The organism is Vibrio sinaloensis (assembly GCF_000808535.1).
GTDB lineage: Bacteria > Pseudomonadota > Gammaproteobacteria > Enterobacterales > Vibrionaceae > Vibrio > Vibrio sinaloensis_D.
The window spans coordinates 182488-201063 of the sequence record NZ_JWLV01000010.1; the positions used below are offsets into that span (position 1 = coordinate 182488).

Here is an 18576-nt window from a genome sequence, read left to right on the forward strand (position 1 = left end):
AACCTTTGCCTAATATAACCGTTGCACTTGATGCAATGGGCGGGGATTTCGGTCCTCGCGTTACAGTGCCTGCCGCCGTGCAGGCACTGTCGCATTTCCCAGAGCTAAAAGTGATCCTACTAGGTGATCAAACTTCGATCACAACTCAATTATCTTCTCTTGGTTATCAGCCAGATTCTCGCTTGAGCATTCAACACTGTGACCGAGTGATCTCCAACTCAGAAAAACCGTCTCTCGCGCTAAGAAATAGCAACGGCACTTCCATGGGCATGGCAATTGATGCGGTCGCTCAAGGCGATGCGGATGCCTGTGTTAGCGGAGGAAACACTGGCGCTTTGATGGCGTTATCACGTTTTCGCTTAAAGCTTTTGCCTGGAATCGAGCGACCAGCCCTGATTTCGGCTTTGCCAACCGCTTCTGGTAGCAAAACCTGGATGTTAGATCTAGGGGCAAACGTTTCTAGTGATGCTGATTCGCTCTTCCAATTTGCGGTAATGGGTAGTGCGTTGGCGGAACAATACTTACAACGACCACCCCGTGTAGCGATCCTTAACATTGGTGCTGAAGAAATAAAAGGCAACGATCTTGTCAAGCGCTGTGCTGAGATGCTCTCTGCTACGCAGTCGGTCAATTTTGTAGGCTACATTGAAGGTAATCAATTGTTGCATGACGCCGCAGATGTCGTTGTGTGTGACGGCTTTGTGGGAAATGTATGTTTAAAAGCTTGCGAAGGTACAGCCCAGCTTTTTATAGATAAGTTGAAATCGAGCATGATGTCCTCATCTATAAAGGGTTGGATTGCAAGAAAATTATTTTCCAGCTTATTTAATGAGCTAAAAACACTGAACCCCGACCAGTATAACGGTGCAAGTTTGCTAGGATTGCGCGGCATTGTCATAAAAAGCCATGGAAGCGCTGACGTTAACGCCGTCATCAATGCAATTGGTGAGGCGTTGCACGAGGTCAAACGACAAGTACCCAGCCGTATTAGCGATCGTTTGGAAGCGGTTTTACTCGAGAGGCATTATTAGGTCTTCATGTATAGCAAAATTTTAGGTACTGGCAGCTACCTGCCATCTCAGGTGCGTTCAAACGCAGACTTAGAGAAAATGGTAGATACCACTGACGAGTGGATTGTCACTCGCACAGGTATTAGTGAACGTCGTATCGCGGCAGAAAATGAAACTGTTGCAGACATGGGCTACCAAGCGGCGAAGAATGCTATCGAGATGGCAGGTATCGACAAAGACGATATCGATATGATTCTTGTAGCGACCACAAGTGGCTCACACGCTTTCCCATCAGCGGCATGTCAGGTACAAGCGCTGCTTGGTATTAAGCATTGTCCTGCCTTTGATATGGCTGCGGCATGTTCAGGGTTTATCTACGCGCTTTCTGTTGCTGACCAATACATCAAAACCGGTCATTGTAAAAACATCTTGGTAATTGGTGCTGACGCATTGTCTAAGACATGTGATCCTAACGACCGCTCTACGATCATCCTTTTTGGTGATGCTGCCGGTGCTGTTGTGGTTGGTGCTAGTGAAGAACCAGGTATTCTGTCTACGACGATCAACGCTGATGGCCGTTTCGGTGAACTACTTAGCCTTAAGTTTGCAGACCGTCATGAGAAAGTGCCTAGCGAATCAGAACACAGCGAAGACATTAACAGCTGGCTGCATATGGCTGGTAACGAAGTATTCAAAGTGGCTGTGACTCAGCTTTCGCGTTTGGTAAAAGAAACGCTAAAAGAAAATGGCATGGATAAATCTGAACTAGATTGGTTAGTGCCTCATCAAGCCAACCTACGTATTATTTCAGCGACGGCCAAGAAACTTGCGATGTCCATGGATCAAGTCGTCGTGACATTAGACCGTCACGGCAACACATCAGCGGCTACCGTTCCTACTGCGCTCGATGAAGCAGTGCGCGATGGTCGTATTCAGCGCGGTCAAACTCTGCTGCTAGAAGCATTTGGCGGTGGTTTTACTTGGGGCTCGGCGCTCGTTAAGTTCTAAATAGAATTCAAAATTAAGATGCCTTTGAGGGCATCTTTTCTTTCTTCTTTGATTTAAAGAATCCAGTTTAAGGAAAATAAAATGAGTAAGTTTGCTATCGTTTTTCCAGGTCAAGGCTCACAAACTGTGGGTATGCTTGCTGAACTTGGTGAACAACATGACGTGGTAAAACAGACTTTTGCTGAAGCGTCAGAAGCGCTGGGCTACGATCTATGGGCTCTTGTTCAAAATGGCCCTGCAGAAGATTTAAATCAAACTCACCGTACTCAACCTGCTTTGCTCGCTTCTTCTGTTGCGATTTGGCGCGTATGGCAAGAGCAAGGTCTTGAGCAACCAGCAAACCTTGCAGGCCACAGCCTTGGTGAATACTCAGCATTGGTATGTGCTGGTGTTATCGACTTTAAAGAAGCGATCAAATTGGTTCAGCTTCGTGGTCAATTGATGCAAGAAGCGGTACCAGCGGGTACTGGAGCGATGTATGCAATTATCGGCCTTGATGACGAATCAATCGCTAAAGCGTGTGAAGAAGCGGCGCAAGGTGAGGTTGTTTCTCCAGTAAACTTCAACTCTCCAGGTCAGGTTGTTATCGCTGGTAGCAAAGATGCAGTAGAGCGCGCTGGTGCGCTATGTAAAGAAGCGGGCGCTAAGCGTGCACTTCCTCTTCCTGTATCTGTGCCTTCTCACTGTGCACTAATGAAGCCAGCAGCAGACAAGCTAGCTATTGCTCTAGAAGAGCTAGAATTTAGTGCTCCTCAGCTTCCAGTAATCAACAACGTTGATGTTGCTGCGGAAACAGATCCTGTAAAAATTAAAGATGCGCTTGTACGTCAGCTATACAGCCCAGTTCGTTGGACTGAGAGCGTACAGCTAATGAGCGAGCAAGGCGTAGAGAAACTACTGGAGCTTGGCCCTGGTAAAGTTCTAACTGGCCTAACAAAACGAATTGTTAAGACACTAAGTGGCGCTGCAGTTAACGATGCTGCATCTCTAGACGCTGCTAAGTAATTTAAGCACAAAGGAATAACGAACATGATGAACCTAGAAGGCAAAGTTGCTCTAGTTACTGGTGCAAGCCGTGGTATTGGTCGTGCAATCGCTGAACTGCTTGTTGAGCGTGGCGCAACAGTAATTGGCACAGCAACGTCTGAAGGCGGCGCAGCGGCAATCAGCGAGTACCTAGGCGAGAACGGCAAAGGCCTGGCGCTTAACGTAACTAACGTAGAGTCTATCGAAGCAACACTTAAGACGATCAACGATGAGTTTGGTGCCATTGACATCCTAGTCAACAACGCAGGTATCACCCGTGACAACCTACTTATGCGTATGAAAGACTCTGAGTGGGATGACATCATCGATACTAACCTGACGCCAATCTTCCGTATGTCTAAAGCGGTTCTGCGTGGCATGATGAAGAAGCGTGCTGGCCGTATCATCAACGTAGGTTCTGTTGTTGGTACTATGGGTAATGCAGGCCAGGCTAACTATGCGGCAGCAAAAGCGGGCGTAATTGGTTTCACTAAATCTATGGCGCGCGAAGTTGCTTCTCGCGGTGTTACTGTAAACACAGTTGCTCCAGGTTTTATCGAAACAGATATGACCAAAGCGCTGAATGACGATCAACGTGCGGCGACATTATCTGCTGTACCGGCAGGTCGTTTAGGTGACCCACGTGAAATTGCGTCTGCGGTTGTATTCTTAGCTTCACCAGAAGCGGCTTACATCACAGGCGAAACTTTGCATGTAAATGGCGGCATGTACATGGTTTAATTGATACATTACGCAGAGAAAGTGAACTTTTTAGCGAAAGAGTACTCAAAATTCTGCATAATTTGTCAATTAACCTAAAATGTCATCATTCAAGTTAGGGAATGTCACTAAAATAGCCTATATTTGGTGACAACTGGCATGAACATGCGCAACATTTGTGCATGATTTAAGTCAAAAATGTATTGAATTTCGGTTAAATTCGCTAAAATTGTGGTTTGACCAGCAAGGTCCCCCTTGCAACTTTCAGTAGTTCGAATAAACTACGGAATCATCGCATTGAGCGAAATCTGTAAAGGAAAAGAAAAAATGAGCAACATCGAAGAACGCGTAAAGAAAATCATTGTTGAACAGCTAGGTGTAGACGAAGCTGAAGTTAAAAACGAAGCTTCATTCGTTGACGACCTAGGTGCTGATTCTCTAGACACTGTTGAACTAGTAATGGCTCTAGAAGAAGAATTCGATACTGAGATTCCAGACGAAGAAGCTGAGAAAATCACTACTGTTCAAGCTGCAATCGACTACGTAAACAGCGCTCAGTAATATCTCCCCCAGGCGGCCTTCTGGCCGCCTGTGTTCTTTTTAACCCTTCTATCCTTCCATAGAATCATTTCATTTCCGGAGAATAATATCGTGTCCAAGCGTCGTGTTGTTGTCACTGGCATGGGTATGTTGTCACCGGTAGGCAACACCGTAGAATCATCTTGGAAAGCCCTGCTTGCTGGTCAAAGTGGTATCGTAAATATCGAGCATTTTGACGCCGAAAACTTCTCTACTCGTTTTGCGGGTCTGGTAAAAGACTTTGACTGTACCGAGTACATGTCTAAGAAAGATGCACGTAAAATGGATTTATTTATCCAATACGGTATCGCAGCGGGTATTCAAGCTCTAGATGACTCTGGTTTACAAATTAACGAAGAAAATGCACCTCGTGTAGGTGTCGCTATCGGCTCTGGCATTGGTGGTCTTGACTTGATTGAAACTGGTCACACAGCACTAGTTGAAAAAGGCCCACGTAAAGTTAGCCCATTCTTCGTTCCATCAACCATCGTTAACATGGTTGCAGGTAACTTATCTATTATGCGTGGTCTTCGCGGTCCTAATATCGCGATCTCGACGGCGTGTACTACTGGTCTTCACAACATCGGTCATGCTGCGCGTATGATTGCCTACGGCGACGCTGATGCAATGGTTGCAGGCGGTGCAGAGAAAGCATCGACTCCGCTTGGTATGGCAGGTTTTGGCGCAGCTAAAGCGTTGTCGACTCGTAACGATGAGCCACAAAAAGCTTCTCGTCCTTGGGATAAAGACCGTGACGGTTTTGTTCTAGGTGACGGTGCGGGCATGATGGTTCTAGAAGAGTACGAACATGCGAAAGCACGTGGCGCGAAAATCTACGCTGAGCTGGTTGGCTTCGGTATGTCGGGCGATGCTTACCACATGACTTCTCCATCTGAAGATGGATCAGGTGGCGCTCTAGCGATGGAAGCAGCAATGCGTGACGCGGGTATCGTAGGCACTCAGGTTGGCTATGTAAACGCACATGGCACCTCTACACCAGCTGGTGATGTCGCAGAAATCAAAGGTGTGAAGCGTGCTCTGGGTGAAGAAGGTGCTAAACAAGTTAAGGTTTCTTCGACTAAGTCTATGACGGGTCACCTACTTGGTGCGGCGGGTTCAGTAGAAGCTATCATTACGGTGATGTCTCTTGTTGACCAAATCGTTCCTCCGACGATCAACCTTGACAATCCAGAAGAAGGTCTTGATATCGACCTTGTACCACACACGGCAAAAGAAGTATCAATGGATTACGCGATCTGTAACTCATTTGGTTTCGGTGGTACTAACGGTTCTCTAGTATTCAAAAAAATCTAAAGAACGGTTTCAACTCTGTTAAATAAAACGGCTTAGTGCTTTGGCATTAAGCCGTTTTGTTATTTAATAATCGTTTAAATCTTCACAGACGTAGGAATGACATGTATTTGCTCAATGGAGAGTTGCAGGATTGTGTCGCGCTGACAGATCGCTCGTTTCAATATGGTGATGGTTGTTTTACCACCATGTTGACCCGACATGGGCAGGTGCAGCATTGGCACAGGCATATTGCAAGAATGGACGCGTGTTTGAAGCTACTTGGCATCGAATCTCCTGATTGGAGGCAGATCGAATGTTGGCTCAAGCAAATGGCAAATACCGAAGAGAAAGCTGGTCTCAAACTGCATATCAGCCGAGGAGAAGGAGGGCGCGGATATAGCCCTACTCAAGTGACCTCATCAAATGTTACCATTAGCGCCTTTCCATTTCCGTCTCACTATGAACAATGGTGTCAAGATGGCGTTGTGTTAGGTGTCTGTCACAAGCGATTAGGGATTAACCCAATGTTGGCAGGGCACAAACATAACAACCGTCTTGAACAAATATTATTGAAAGCGGATATAGAGCAACAAGGCTACGTCGATGGTATTGCGTTGGATTGCAATGACAAGGTTGTTGAAACCACTATGGCTAACTTGTTTTGGTTGAAAGGTGAGGTGTTATATACGCCTAGCCTTTCGAATGCGGGTGTCGATGGTGTTATGCGTCGCGTGGTGTTGGACGTAGTGTCTAAGCTTGGAGTCTCAGTGAAGGAGGCAGACTACGTGATGGAAGATCTGTTGGCGGCTGATGAGGTTTTTGTCACTAACTCCATTTTGGGTGTGGCACCTGTCTCTGCAATCGAAAAGCAGACATTTTTAATTGGAAAACTTACAAGAACTATTCAGGAGAAGGCCCTGTCGTGATTAAAAAAATCACTATTTTTTTACTGTTGGTCGCGCTTGCTGCGGCGGCAGGTTATGGCTATGTCACTAAACAAGTTGAGCAGTATATCGCTCAGCCTCTCAATATCGAACAAGAGCAAATCTTTACTCTCAAGTCAGGAACTGGTTTTAACCGTGTCTTATCCCAGTTAACTGAAAAGGGAATCATTGTGGGGAGTGATTTCTCCAAACTTGTTCGCCGTTTTCACCCTGAGCTGACTCAGTTAAAAGCGGGAACCTATTTACTTGAACCCAATACTACCTTAGCTCAGGCTCTTGAATTACTTAAGTCTGGCAAAGAACACCAATTTGCAATTACTTTTGTCGAAGGTTCAACGTTTAAGGAGTGGCGTCAAGCACTCGAAACAGCTGAGTATTTAGAGCATGAAATGTCGGGCTTAAGTGAAGCAGAGATCGCTCAAAAACTTGGCCTTGAACATGATAAGTTAGAAGGATTAATGCTTGCAGAAACGTATCACTATACGTTTGGCACCTCAGATCTCGATATCTTGAAGCGTGCTTCCGCTAAACTGCAGGCTATTCTTGATGAACAATGGCAGCAAAGACAAGAAGACTTACCGTTAAAGACGCCTTATGAAGCGTTAATCCTTGCGTCTATCATTGAAAAAGAGACCGCAGTAGAAGAAGAGCGAGAGCGTGTTGCTTCTGTCTTTGTTAATCGTCTCAATAAGCGTATGCGTTTGCAGACTGATCCTACCGTTATTTACGGGATGGGCGATAAGTATGACGGCAATATTCGCAAAAAAGATCTTCGCACACCGACACCATACAATACATACACAATTTTTGGCTTACCACCGACACCGATTGCGATGCCGGGAGAAGCCTCTATTGCAGCGGCACTCAATCCAGAGGCGAGCAACTATCTCTATTTTGTTGCCAGTGGTAAAGGTGGTCATGTGTTCTCGAAATCATTGGCAGAACACAACCGTGCTGTACGAGCCTATTTAAAACAATTAAGAAGTAACCAATGAGCCAAGCTAAATTTATCGTTATCGAAGGCCTAGAAGGCGCGGGTAAAAGCACTGCCATTAATGCAGTGATGGAGACTCTAAAGCAAGCGGGCGTTGAACGTATCAAGAACACACGCGAACCTGGTGGAACCGTGTTAGCTGAGAAACTGCGCACTCTCGTCAAGCAAGAGCACGACGGTGAGGTATTGCAAGATATGAGTGAGGTGCTGCTTATGTATGCCGCTCGCGTTCAATTGGTCGAGAATGTTATCAAGCCTGCATTAGAGTCGGGTACTTGGGTGGTGGGCGACCGTCACGATATGTCCTCTCAGGCGTATCAAGGAGGAGGACGTCAGATTGCCAAAGAGACAATGGCGTCTTTAAAGCAGACAACGCTTGGTGACTTTAAACCCGATTTGACCATCTATCTCGATCTTGACCCACGAGTTGGGCTTGAACGCGCGCGAGGACGTGGAGAGTTGGATCGTATCGAGAAAATGGACATGAGTTTCTTTGATCGAACACGCGAACGATACCTTGAAATGGCAAATGCAGACGAGAGTGTCATGGTGGTCAATGCTGAGCAAACCATCGATCAGGTAGCAACGGATATAAAAATCGCATTACGTTCTTGGATGGATACACTGTAATGACGACGCTTTACCCTTGGTTATCTGAGCTTTGGCAAGAGTGGCAGGCGAGTTTGCAAAATGGTCGCTTTTCCAACGCAGCGATGTTGACCGCAAAACCAGGCTTGGGTGCTGAGCAGATTGTTGAACATTTTAGCCGTGCTGTTATGTGCAGCAATTATGACCATGAGGCTTGCGGTTTTTGTCATAGCTGTCAGCTTATGCAGTCTGGTAGTCATCCTGACTATCATATTGTCCAACCTGAAAAAGAAGGCAAAGCCATTTCAGTCGATCAAATTCGCCAGTGTAATAGACAAGCACAAGAATCGTCTCAATTAGGCGGTCTTCGCTTATTTGTGATTGAGCCAGCAGATTCGATGAATGAATCTGCTGCTAATGCGTTATTGAAAACTCTTGAAGAACCTTCCGGAAGCTGTATGTTCCTGCTGGTTACCCACCGTAGTAATGGCCTGTTGCCCACTATCACGAGTCGCTGTCAGCAATGGCAAGTCACTCCTCCTAACTCTGAGATGGTGACTCAGTGGATCTCAGAGCAGACCAGCCGCTCTGTACCTGAGTACGCGGCGCACTTAAATAGCAATGCGCCACTAAACACACTACAGTTTGTAGAGCAGGATAAAGAGCAAGAGTACCTCAAAGTCGAGCAGAGCTTGATTCAGGTTGTTGAACTGTCGGGTGACAGCTTATCTCTGGCGAAAGCGTTGGCAAACAACCCTCATGAGACCTTGCTTTGGTTGTGGTATTTACTCACTGATGCTCAAAAAGTCCATTTTTCTGTCAACATGCCGTTTTTTGTCCCTGGGGCAAAACGGCTGTCTGAGCTAGTTAGCTACGATATTCTTTATCAGCAGACAAAGGCATTAAGTGCTCTCATCGGCCAGTTGCGTCAGCATTCAGGGCTCAACAGTGAGCTGCTCATTTTGGATTGGTTATTTAGATTTAACGGGGAAACATGTTCGTAGACTCACACTGCCATTTAGATAAGCTTGATTATCAAGATCTCCACACCGGCATTGCTGATGTGGTCGCTAAAGCGAAAGCGGCAAACGTTACAGAGCTTCTTTCAGTAGGGGTAACGTTAGACTCTTTTCCAAAGATGTTGGAAATGATAGAACCTTTTGACAACGTTTATGCTTCTTGTGGTGTCCACCCACTCGACGTAGAAAGCGATTTTGCGTTGGACCGATTACATGACTACGCTGCCCACTCTCGTGTTGTTGCCATTGGCGAAACTGGTTTGGATTACCACTATCAGCCAGAAACTGCAGACTTACAAAAACTGCGATTTGAGCAGCAGGTTGAACTTGGGGTAAAACTGAATAAGCCACTCATCATCCACACGCGCAACGCTAGGCAAGATACACTCGATATATTGCGTAATGGTGGCGCTGAGAAGTGTGGTGGAGTTATTCACTGCTTCACTGAAGATCTTGCGTTTGCTGAAGCTGCGATGGACTTAGGTTTTTACATTTCGATTTCGGGTATCGTCACCTTTCGACAGGCTACAGAGCTGAAAGAGGTCGTCAAAGCGCTGCCTTTAGAGCGACTTCTTATCGAAACTGATTCTCCGTATCTGGCTCCTGTCCCGCATCGAGGAAAACAGAACCAACCGGCGTATGTCGTCGAGGTTGCTTCCTACATTGCGCAGCTGAAAGGCCTTTCTCTTGGTGAAGTTGGAGAAAAAACCAGCGAAAACTTTAGAAATCTTTTTTTGAGATAGAAAATGAAAGTTGATTAAAAAAGGAGCGAGAGCTCCTTTTTTTTGTAAGTTAGATCACACGCAAGCGTTTGGCTGGCTTTGTTTACTAATTTTGTTGAACTTGAGAGCTGAAAATATCACTTTTGTAAATTTGTTACATAAAATAACAATGCTGCCTATTTTATTTACTCGGTGAAATTAATCGTATTTACAAAATAGTTATTTAAAAACAAATGTTTACCATGATTGTAAAGCATTTCAGTATGCGGTTTTTATTGTGATCTATCTATTAGTTTGAAACTTAATTTCGTAACCCGCTAGTAAGACTGTTAACCCTCAATATATATTTAGAGCCAGAAAATATAGTGACATAAGTGGTTACATTTTTTCTGGGTGCTAACATTTAAGGCTACGGGGGTGTGCCGTTAGAGCCCAATAAATCTTATAAACTTTTCAGGAGCATAAACATGTTTAAGAACCTTTTTGCTAACCTGCAAAAAGTTGGTAAAGCTCTGATGCTACCAGTATCAGTATTACCAGTTGCAGGTATTTTACTAGGTGTGGGTGCTGCCGACCTAAGCTTCATTCCAGATATCGTTTCTAACCTAATGGAACAAGCGGGTGGCTCAGTATTTGGCCAAATGGCACTTCTATTTGCTGTTGGTGTAGCACTTGGCTTTACTAACAACGACGGTGTAGCAGGTCTTGCTGCAATCGTTGGTTACGGCATCATGACTGCAACGCTAAGCGTTATGGCTGGTGTTATGGGCGTTGAGAAAATCGATACAGGTGTACTAGGTGGTATCCTTGTCGGTGGTGTGGCTGCTTGGGCATTTAACCGTTTCTTCAAAATCCAACTTCCAGAGTACCTTGGCTTCTTCGCTGGTAAGCGTGCTGTGCCAATCATCACTGGTTTCACAGCGATCGGTCTAGGTATCGTACTGTCTGTTGTATGGCCTCCAATCGGTGGTGCGATTGCATCATTCTCTGACTGGGCTGCTCACCAAAACCCACAAGTTGCGTTTGGTATCTACGGTATCGTTGAGCGTTCACTAATCCCATTCGGTCTACACCACGTATGGAACGTACCATTCTTCTTCGAAGCAGGTACTTGTGTTAACGCTGCAGGCGAAACTCAAAACGGCGTACTAACTTGTTACCTAGTTGCTGATGAAGCATCTCGTGCTGCGGGCAACGGCTTCGGTCAGCTAGCTGGTGGTTACATGTTCAAGATGTTCGGTCTACCAGCTGCTGCTATCGCTATCGCTCACTCTGCTAAACCAGAGAACCGCGCGAAAGTAATGGGTATCATGGCGTCTGCTGCACTGACTTCATTCCTAACCGGTATCACTGAGCCAATCGAATTCTCATTCCTATTCGTAGCTCCTGTACTATACGGTATCCACGCTCTACTAGCAGGTTCTGCATACGTAGTGGCTAACACTCTAGGTTTTGTACACGGTACTTCATTCTCACACGGTCTAATCGACTTCCTAGTTCTTTCTGGTAACGCACAGAAGATGGGTCTGATGATTGCTGTAGGTGTTGTGTACGCTGCAATCTACTACGTAGTGTTCCGTGCTGTAATCAAAGCGATGGACCTTAAAACTCCAGGTCGTGAAGACGAATCTGAAGAAGCATCTGTTGCGACAGGTTCTGACTTAGCAGGTGAGTTGGTTGCTGCATTTGGCGGTAAAGCAAACATCACTGGTCTAGACGCATGTATCACTCGTCTACGTGTTGCAGTAGCTGACACAGCTGCAGTTGACCAAGACAAGCTAAAACAACTAGGCGCTGCGGGTGTTGTTGTTGTAGCAGGTGGTGTTCAAGCTATTTTCGGTACTAAGTCTGACAACCTGAAAACTGAAATGGATGAGTGGATCCGTAACCACGGTTAATTCCCACCTACTCATCTAAATTGCGAAAAGGAGGCTTAGGCCTCCTTTTTTTCGTTTGTACTAAAGTCAGAGACTCGCGACGTATGTTTTGGTTTGTTACAAATTGCTGCTCTTGTAGGCGGCATCTTTGCGGCACATTAACTTTTGCCTGACACTAAGGAGACCTGATACAAGATAATTGTACGCTGTTTTATATTATCTAAGGTATGGGGTTTGTATGAACAAAGCGCTCTTTTCAGGTGCACTAGGGACACTACTTTTCGCAGTTTCTTTTTCTTCTAGTGCTGATGAACCACAAAAAACAGACTTGTCGGTAGGGATGGCATTGGACCAAGACCTGAGTGTTGTGGTTGAAATCGATAACCAGTATCGTTTTACCATTGGTAACGATGGCGGTGCTTTTGATTACATCATATCGCGTGGCGAGTTTGATCAAAGTATGCCCGTATCATGGTACGTTGGCGTAGGCGGTTGGAGCGAGTGGGAAGGTAAGGAGTTCGGCGCTCGATTACCACTTGGCTTGAAGTGGGACATCAGTAAAGGTTGGAACATGTATGGCCAAATCCATCCAGAGTTGGACTTGTATTCAGGGGCGAAGCTACAAGTTGGTGGCGCACTGGGCATTAAGTACTCGTTTTAAGTTGGCTGCAATAGGGGGGATCTCCCCCCAAAAGTTTGATTAAAAACGCCAAGTTAAGCCGACGTTGGTAGAAAACTGGTTCATCCAAGATGTTTTAAATTGAATCACACAAGAATCAGAGCCAGTTGTCGGGAGGTTACATACTCCTTTAGTGTCATTGTCAACGACGGTACCTAACCATCGGGCTTGAACATTTGCCGCAAGATAGTTGGTAATTTGGTATTCGAATCCACCAAAAATTGATGCTGAAAAACCAAGTTTGTCGTCTACCCACTCTGCATCTACGTAAGAACCTCCCAACCCAAGCCCTAGATAAGAAGAAAAATCCTGACTCAGTTCATATTGGATGCTGCTCTGAAAATGCAAATAGTGCACATCAGAATCCAAGTTGACCTGTTCTACTTTGGTGGCTTGTCGAGTATAAAACAAGCCTATTCGTCCGTTGTCTAGATCGGTTTCGACACTCAATCCCAAGTTAGTAGACGCTTCAAGATCAAAGTCATCGCCATCTTGGTTTTCAACACTGCCGCCTAGGGTATATCCCACCCATGGCGTGATATACAGTTCGGCTGCATAGCCGTGAGTTGCTCCGAGTAAACATAAGAAAACTCCCGCGCGGATAACAAAGTTCATACTGGCTCCAAAGATTGAATACACCTACTAATTGTGATGCTAACACCATAATTAAGCACAAAAAAAACGCAATTATTGAAGATGATTCACAGTGATGTTATTACTTTGTTAAACAAGAAGGAGGTGTCTATGGAACACGATCTCAAATATGCCCTAATCATCACGGCTGTCGTCTTTTCCGTTTTAATTGGATTTGGCGTTGTCGCGATATCGACAATGTAGAGAGTTTTGAATGCGAAATAGCGGTGTGGTGACAAACGCTGCGGTACAACTCGATCTTCAGAACTTCAAAAAGTACACCGGCGGTAAAAATGCGTTGGTTGCTCAAGGTGGCGGCCAAAGGGGTATTTTTACCTCTGGTGTATTAGATGCCTTTCTCCTATCAAACTTCGATCCTTTTCATTCCTTCTACGGTACGTCAGCCGGTGCGCTGAATTTATGTGCGTTTCTTTGTCGTCAGCGTGGTATTGGAAAATCCTTTATTCTCGATTTGACCACAGACCCTCAGTTTTTTCATCTGTTTAGCTATATTCGCCGTCGCCAATTTTTGGGTTTAGATTGGGCGCTCGATCGTGTATCTGACTATCCGTATCGTCTTGATATTGATATGGGACGCCAGGTGCTCGCCGGGCGAGAAGCGTTTGCCGCGGTAACCGACACCCACAAGTTGATGGATCACTATTTGCCAATGCTCAGTGAGGATTGGAAAAAAGTCCTAATTGCGACCTGTGCGATTCCACGGTTGTACAATCAACCAGTCGAATTTGAACATGGTATATACGTAGATGGTGGTGTGTCTGCGTCAATACCCGTACAGGAAGCATGGCGCCGCGAAGCTCGATGCATTGTTGTGATTCGAACTGAAGGCGACGATTTGGTGTCGGACACTCCGGAAGTCGTTGAAAAGGAGGCGGTTGAATGGTTTCGCGATTCATTCAACTCTATCCAAGGCCATTGGCAGAGTAAATTAATACAATGGAAATCTGATTGGAATACCTTCTTGAACGAGCAGGTTTCGCGAGCGCATCGACATAAACCCGAGCTTAACCATTTTGAGGCATTGAATGGCGGGCGTTGGTTATTTGGAGCCGATGATATCTACAGGCTTAGCCACCTTCTTGGAGATAAATTTGATTCTGGTTTGGCGGATATGTTGATGGTTCATTATCAGACCTATTCGTTAACCCAAGATTTTCTCCAAGCACCGCCAGATGATTGTTTTATTGTCCAGATAAAACCCGAAGAGCCGCTGCGTTCAAGCTCATTGCTGAGTGAAAAGGAGAGCTTGTTGCATGACTATCAGTTGGGACTCGATGCCGGCTTTCGTTTCGTTGAAACCTATAGTCAGCTTATTCCACAAGAAATGAAATAGGGAGCATCGCTCCCTATTGCGTTTTTATGATCTAGTTAGGCAGATAGGATACGCATACAGTTGGTTGAACCAACCACATCCATCACATCGCCCTGAGTAATGATCACAAGGTCACCGTCGTCTAACAGCCCTCGTTGTTTCAGGGTCTCGACCGCCGCTTGAGCCGTAACTAACCCCGTATCTCCTTTAGAATCAAAATAAACCGGAAAGACGCCGCGATATAGCGCTGAGAGATTCAGCGTCGCTTCGTTGCGCGATAAAGCGAAAATAGGTAAACCAGAGCTCAACCTAGATGTCATCAATGCGGTACGACCCGATTCGGTTAATGTGATGATGCCTTTTATGCCGCGCATATGGTTGGCGGCGAACATGGTCGACATCGAGATTGTCTCTTCGCTGCTTTCAAAAACCTCTTCCATTCGATAGCTCGAACGGTTGATGTCGGCCATTTTCTCGGCTCCTAAACAGACCTCTGCCATTGATCGTACGGTTTCTAATGGGTATTTACCTGCGGCAGTCTCGCCAGATAGCATCACTGCATCGGTGCCATCGAGCACGGCATTGGCGACATCCATCACTTCGGCTCGTGTAGGCATTGGGTTTTCCATCATCGACTCCATCATCTGTGTTGCAGTAATGACGGTTCTATTTAACGCTCTAGCACGTCGTATAAGCTGTTTTTGTACACCAATTAGCTCAGGATCACCTATTTCCACACCAAGGTCGCCACGCGCCACCATGACGGCGTCTGAAGCTTTAATGATGTCATCGATATTCTCTTCGGTCGCAACGGTTTCTGCTCGTTCTACTTTGGCAACCAGCCTAGCGTGAAGCCCCGCATCGCGCGCTAAGCGTCTTGCGTATTTCATGTCTTCGCCATTACGCGGGAAAGAAACCGCTAGGTAATCGACTTTGAGTTCGGCCGCGAGCTTAATATCATTCTTGTCTTTTTCAGTCAGGGCATCGGCGGAAAGGCCACCGCCTTTTTTGTTGATGCCTTTGTTATTGGATAGCGCACCACCAATGGTCACTTTGGTACGAACCTCTGTGTCAGTGACGCCAATGACTTTCAATTGGACTCGCCCGTCATCGATCAGAAGAACATCACCCGCAGACACATCTTGAGGCAGCGCTTTGTAATCCAAACCTACCGCATCCTGATTGCCTTGACCCGCAGGAAGCGCGCTGTCGAGCGTAAAATTGTCACCGACATTGAGGTGGATTTTTCCTTCTGCAAACGTCGAAACACGAATCTTCGGCCCTTGTAGATCGCCAAGAATCGCAATGTGTGTACCTAGTTTAGCGGCGATATTGCGTACACGAGTCACGCGTTGGCGATGGTCGTCGGCGGTGCCATGTGAGAAATTCATGCGAACGACGTTCACGCCTGCTTCGAGTATTGCTTCTAATATTCCAGGCTTATCTGTTGAAGGTCCGAGTGTTGAGACGATTTTTGTTCTTCTTTGTGGTGAGGTCATTATGATCTCCTTGATCTGACTCTGCGTGATAATTAGTAATTTTAGACGGGTAGGAAAAATACATAATTATTTATGCAAAAAAATAGAGCATGAAATGTGATAAAGCCTTCGCTATTTGACTGGGTACACAAAGAAACATGTTTATACGTGACACTTGTCACGGCGATCTATCAAAGCTCTTCACAATTACTTCGCAAAGTAAAAAAATTACCTAGTTGTTGATATTCGGAGCACTCTATGTACATGGCTCAACCTGGCCATATTGATCATATCAAGCAGGTCAATGCTGGACGGGTCTATAAACTCATTGATCAAAAAGGGCCTATTTCTCGCATCGATTTATCGAAGGAGAGTGAACTGGCACCCGCTAGTATCACCAAGATTACTCGTGAATTGATCGAAGCCCACCTCATTCATGAAACAACCGTGCAAGAGGCCACCAGTCGGGGGCGACCTGCGGTTGGTTTGCAAGTGAACAATGAGGGTTGGCAATTTTTGTCGATGCGTCTTGGCCGAGGCTACTTGACCATTGCTCTGCATGAATTGGGCGGTGATGTATTGATTGATACAAAAATCGACATTCATGAAATTGATCAAGAAGATGTACTTGCTCGCCTGCTGCATGAAATTGACGAGTTTTTCCAGACCTATTCTGACCAACTAGATCGTGTGACGAGTATCGCTATCACTCTTCCTGGCTTAGTGAATTCCGAGCAGGGCATTGTGTTGCAGATGCCACACTACAATGTCGAGAATTTGGCTCTTGGCCCAGAAATCTATAAGGCGACAGGGCTCCCCGTTTTCATTGCCAATGATACGCGTGCATGGGCGTTGGCGGAGAAGCTCTTTGGTCACTCTCAAGAAAACGATAACTCGGTGTTAATCTCCATCCACCATGGTTTGGGCGCAGGCATCATACTCGATGGCCGAGTGTTGCAAGGTCGTCATGGCAATATCGGCGAACTAGGGCATATTCAGATCGACCCAAATGGTAAACAATGCCACTGTGGAAATCGCGGTTGTCTAGAGACCGTGGCGAGTTCGCAAGCTATCCGTAGTGAAGTGGCAGAGCGTATCGCGAACGGTGAAGCGTCGATATTGTCGGAAATTGAGGAAATTTCTGTTGAAGACATCTGTGAAGCCGCAGAAAAAGGTGATGCGCTAGCGGTTGATGTTGTAGAGAAGTTGGGGCGTTACCTAGGATCGGCCATTTCGATTGTGATCAACCTTTTCAACCCTGAGAAGATATTGATTGGTGGCGCGATTAACCAAGCTAAAGAAGTGCTTTATCCTGCGATTCAAACATGCATCGAAGAGCAAAGCCTTCCTGTTTACCATCAAGATCTTGAGCTGGTGGAGTCTCGATTCTACAAACAGGCAACCATGCCGGGCGCAGCACTTATCAAGCAAGCGCTCTATGACGGCCTATTATTGATGAAAGTGATCGAGGGCTAATGCCTTCGGTTGCTCACTTACTATCTATCTTTTCACTAAACCCCTATAATCTTTCTGTTATTAGCAGACTATACTTTTGCTAGTAGAGGGTTTGAGGTGCCGAGTCTTCATCACTGGTGCCATTGACCTCGGTCTCTATTTCCATATCTACACTTTGTTAAAATACAAATTAGTGGTCTTGGTATTAGTTTTTACCTTAGTCTTTCTTTAGACTATTTTGTTTATATAACCTTTTGGTAGAGAAGTGGTATGTCTGGAGTTTTAAATACGGTTGATCAGCGTACGAACCTAGTTGGTGAAAACCGTTTAGAGTTGTTGTTATTTAGTCTAAACAGTAGACAGATCTTTGCCATTAATGTGTTTAAGGTTCGCGAAGTCATTAAAGTGCCACAGTTGACGAAAATGCCGGGTTCTCATCACAACATTACTGGCGTTGCTTCGTTGCGTGGTGTGTCTGTTCCTGTCATTGACCTTCGCAGTGCGATCGGCTTTCCTCCTTCTCGCCAAGAGGCACAAGAACAGAACTTAATCATTACCGAGTATAACCGTACCGTACAAGGCTTTTTGGTCGGTCAAGTTCGTAATATCGTCAACACTGCATGGACGGAAATTCAGCCGCCACCAAAAACGGCAGGGCGCTCAAACTACCTTACCGCGATTACGCGAATTAAAGATGGCGAGAACCAAGAAATCGTCGAGATTATCGATGTAGAAAAAGTGCTCGCTGAAATCATCGATTACGATGTGTCTATTTCTGAAGGTGTTCTTGATGAGCAGTTAGCCGCTGAAATGGTTGGCCGTAACGTACTGATCGTGGATGATTCCTCGACAGCTCGTGCGCAGGTCAAAGGAACCTTATCTCAACTCGGTTTGAATATCATTGAGTGCCGAGACGGCCTTGAAGCTCTGGCGCTGTTAAAATCGTGGGCGGATGAAGGTAAGAATGTCGTCGAAGAACTGCTACTTATGATCACTGATGCTGAAATGCCAGAAATGGATGGCTACAAGCTGACTCATGAAGTGCGTAGCGACCCAAGAATGAAAGATCTCTACGTGACTCTAAACACATCACTTAGCGGCAGTTTCAATGAGGCGATGGTAAAGAAAGTAGGCTGTGATCGATTTATTTCTAAGTTCCAACCCGACCTATTGGTTGAGGTCGCTCAAGATAGGTTAAGAGATATACTCACCGATTAA

General features: G+C 45.7%; 19 protein-coding genes. 17 read left to right on the forward strand and 2 right to left on the reverse strand.

Annotated elements, in window-relative coordinates:
- Positions 1-5 precede the first annotated feature (5 nt).
- The 13 genes from plsX to RJ47_RS08250 all read left to right on the forward strand — a co-directional run bounded on the left by plsX (position 6) and on the right by RJ47_RS08250 (position 12441).
- Positions 6-1031 (forward strand): phosphate acyltransferase PlsX, encoded by a 1026-nt coding sequence (plsX, locus tag RJ47_RS08190; protein WP_038191499.1) that lies wholly within the window; start codon positions 6-8, stop codon positions 1029-1031.
- A 6-nt stretch (positions 1032-1037) separates the two neighbouring features.
- Complete coding sequence (locus tag RJ47_RS08195; protein ID WP_038134099.1) at positions 1038-2018, forward strand: beta-ketoacyl-ACP synthase III; 981 nt, start codon at positions 1038-1040, stop codon at positions 2016-2018.
- A gap of 81 nt (positions 2019-2099) precedes the next feature.
- Entirely contained in the window at positions 2100-3023 is a 924-nt protein-coding gene (gene fabD, locus RJ47_RS08200) for an ACP S-malonyltransferase (protein ID WP_039483077.1), read from the forward strand.
- 27 nt (positions 3024-3050) lie between these two features.
- Complete coding sequence (gene fabG, locus RJ47_RS08205) at positions 3051-3785, forward strand: 3-oxoacyl-ACP reductase FabG (RefSeq protein WP_038134689.1); 735 nt, start codon at positions 3051-3053, stop codon at positions 3783-3785.
- A 306-nt stretch (positions 3786-4091) separates the two neighbouring features.
- Positions 4092-4325 carry an acyl carrier protein gene (gene acpP / locus RJ47_RS08210; RefSeq protein ID WP_004406112.1) on the forward strand — a complete coding sequence of 78 codons (234 nt, stop codon included), beginning with the start codon at positions 4092-4094 and terminating at the stop codon, positions 4323-4325.
- 90 nt (positions 4326-4415) lie between these two features.
- A complete protein-coding gene (fabF, locus tag RJ47_RS08215; protein WP_038134104.1) occupies positions 4416-5657 on the forward strand; it encodes a beta-ketoacyl-ACP synthase II in 1242 nt (413 codons plus the stop codon).
- Positions 5658-5758: 101 nt separating this feature from the next.
- Positions 5759-6562, forward strand: coding sequence for an aminodeoxychorismate lyase (gene pabC / locus RJ47_RS08220; protein ID WP_039483081.1), 804 nt, complete (start codon positions 5759-5761; stop codon positions 6560-6562).
- The gene (gene mltG, locus RJ47_RS08225) at positions 6559-7575 is read left to right on the forward strand and encodes an endolytic transglycosylase MltG (protein WP_039483083.1); all 1017 of its coding nucleotides are present in this window, start codon (positions 6559-6561) and stop codon (positions 7573-7575) included. The genes pabC and mltG overlap by 4 nt, the downstream gene beginning before the upstream one ends.
- A complete protein-coding gene (gene tmk, locus RJ47_RS08230; RefSeq protein WP_039483086.1) occupies positions 7572-8204 on the forward strand; it encodes a dTMP kinase in 633 nt (210 codons plus the stop codon). The genes mltG and tmk overlap by 4 nt, the downstream gene beginning before the upstream one ends.
- Entirely contained in the window at positions 8204-9166 is a 963-nt protein-coding gene (holB, locus tag RJ47_RS08235) for a DNA polymerase III subunit delta' (RefSeq protein ID WP_039483088.1), read from the forward strand. Before tmk ends, holB begins: the two co-directional genes overlap by 1 nt.
- Positions 9157-9924, forward strand: a complete 768-nt coding sequence (locus tag RJ47_RS08240) for a TatD family hydrolase (protein ID WP_005472989.1) — start codon at positions 9157-9159, stop codon at positions 9922-9924. Before holB ends, RJ47_RS08240 begins: the two co-directional genes overlap by 10 nt.
- A 446-nt stretch (positions 9925-10370) precedes the next feature.
- On the forward strand, positions 10371-11801 hold the full coding sequence (ptsG, locus tag RJ47_RS08245) for a PTS glucose transporter subunit IIBC (RefSeq protein WP_039483091.1): 1431 nt from the start codon (positions 10371-10373) through the stop codon (positions 11799-11801).
- 217 nt (positions 11802-12018) lie between these two features.
- Positions 12019-12441 (forward strand): hypothetical protein, encoded by a 423-nt coding sequence (locus RJ47_RS08250; protein ID WP_038213626.1) that lies wholly within the window; start codon positions 12019-12021, stop codon positions 12439-12441.
- A gap of 39 nt (positions 12442-12480) precedes the next feature.
- Here the strand turns inward: RJ47_RS08250 and RJ47_RS08255 are convergent, their stop codons facing one another.
- Entirely contained in the window at positions 12481-13074 is a 594-nt protein-coding gene (locus RJ47_RS08255; protein WP_039483095.1) for an outer membrane beta-barrel protein, read from the reverse strand.
- Between the two features lie 129 nt (positions 13075-13203).
- Between RJ47_RS08255 and RJ47_RS21220 the strand changes: the two genes are divergently transcribed.
- The gene (locus RJ47_RS21220) at positions 13204-13296 is read left to right on the forward strand and encodes a YnhF family membrane protein (protein ID WP_150114119.1); all 93 of its coding nucleotides are present in this window, start codon (positions 13204-13206) and stop codon (positions 13294-13296) included.
- A gap of 10 nt (positions 13297-13306) precedes the next feature.
- A complete protein-coding gene (locus RJ47_RS08260; protein WP_038134122.1) occupies positions 13307-14446 on the forward strand; it encodes a patatin-like phospholipase family protein in 1140 nt (379 codons plus the stop codon).
- Positions 14447-14481: 35 nt separating this feature from the next.
- Here RJ47_RS08260 and pyk read toward each other — a convergent pair whose 3' ends face one another.
- Positions 14482-15924: a pyruvate kinase gene (pyk, locus tag RJ47_RS08265; protein ID WP_039483098.1), complete on the reverse strand. Its 1443-nt coding sequence runs from the start codon at positions 15922-15924 to the stop codon at positions 14482-14484.
- A 237-nt stretch (positions 15925-16161) separates the two neighbouring features.
- On the opposite strand from pyk, the gene RJ47_RS08270 reads away from it, so the two are divergent.
- A complete protein-coding gene (locus RJ47_RS08270) occupies positions 16162-17379 on the forward strand; it encodes an ROK family protein (protein WP_005472977.1) in 1218 nt (405 codons plus the stop codon).
- 249 nt (positions 17380-17628) lie between these two features.
- The gene (locus tag RJ47_RS08275; protein ID WP_039483101.1) at positions 17629-18576 is read left to right on the forward strand and encodes a chemotaxis protein CheV; all 948 of its coding nucleotides are present in this window, start codon (positions 17629-17631) and stop codon (positions 18574-18576) included.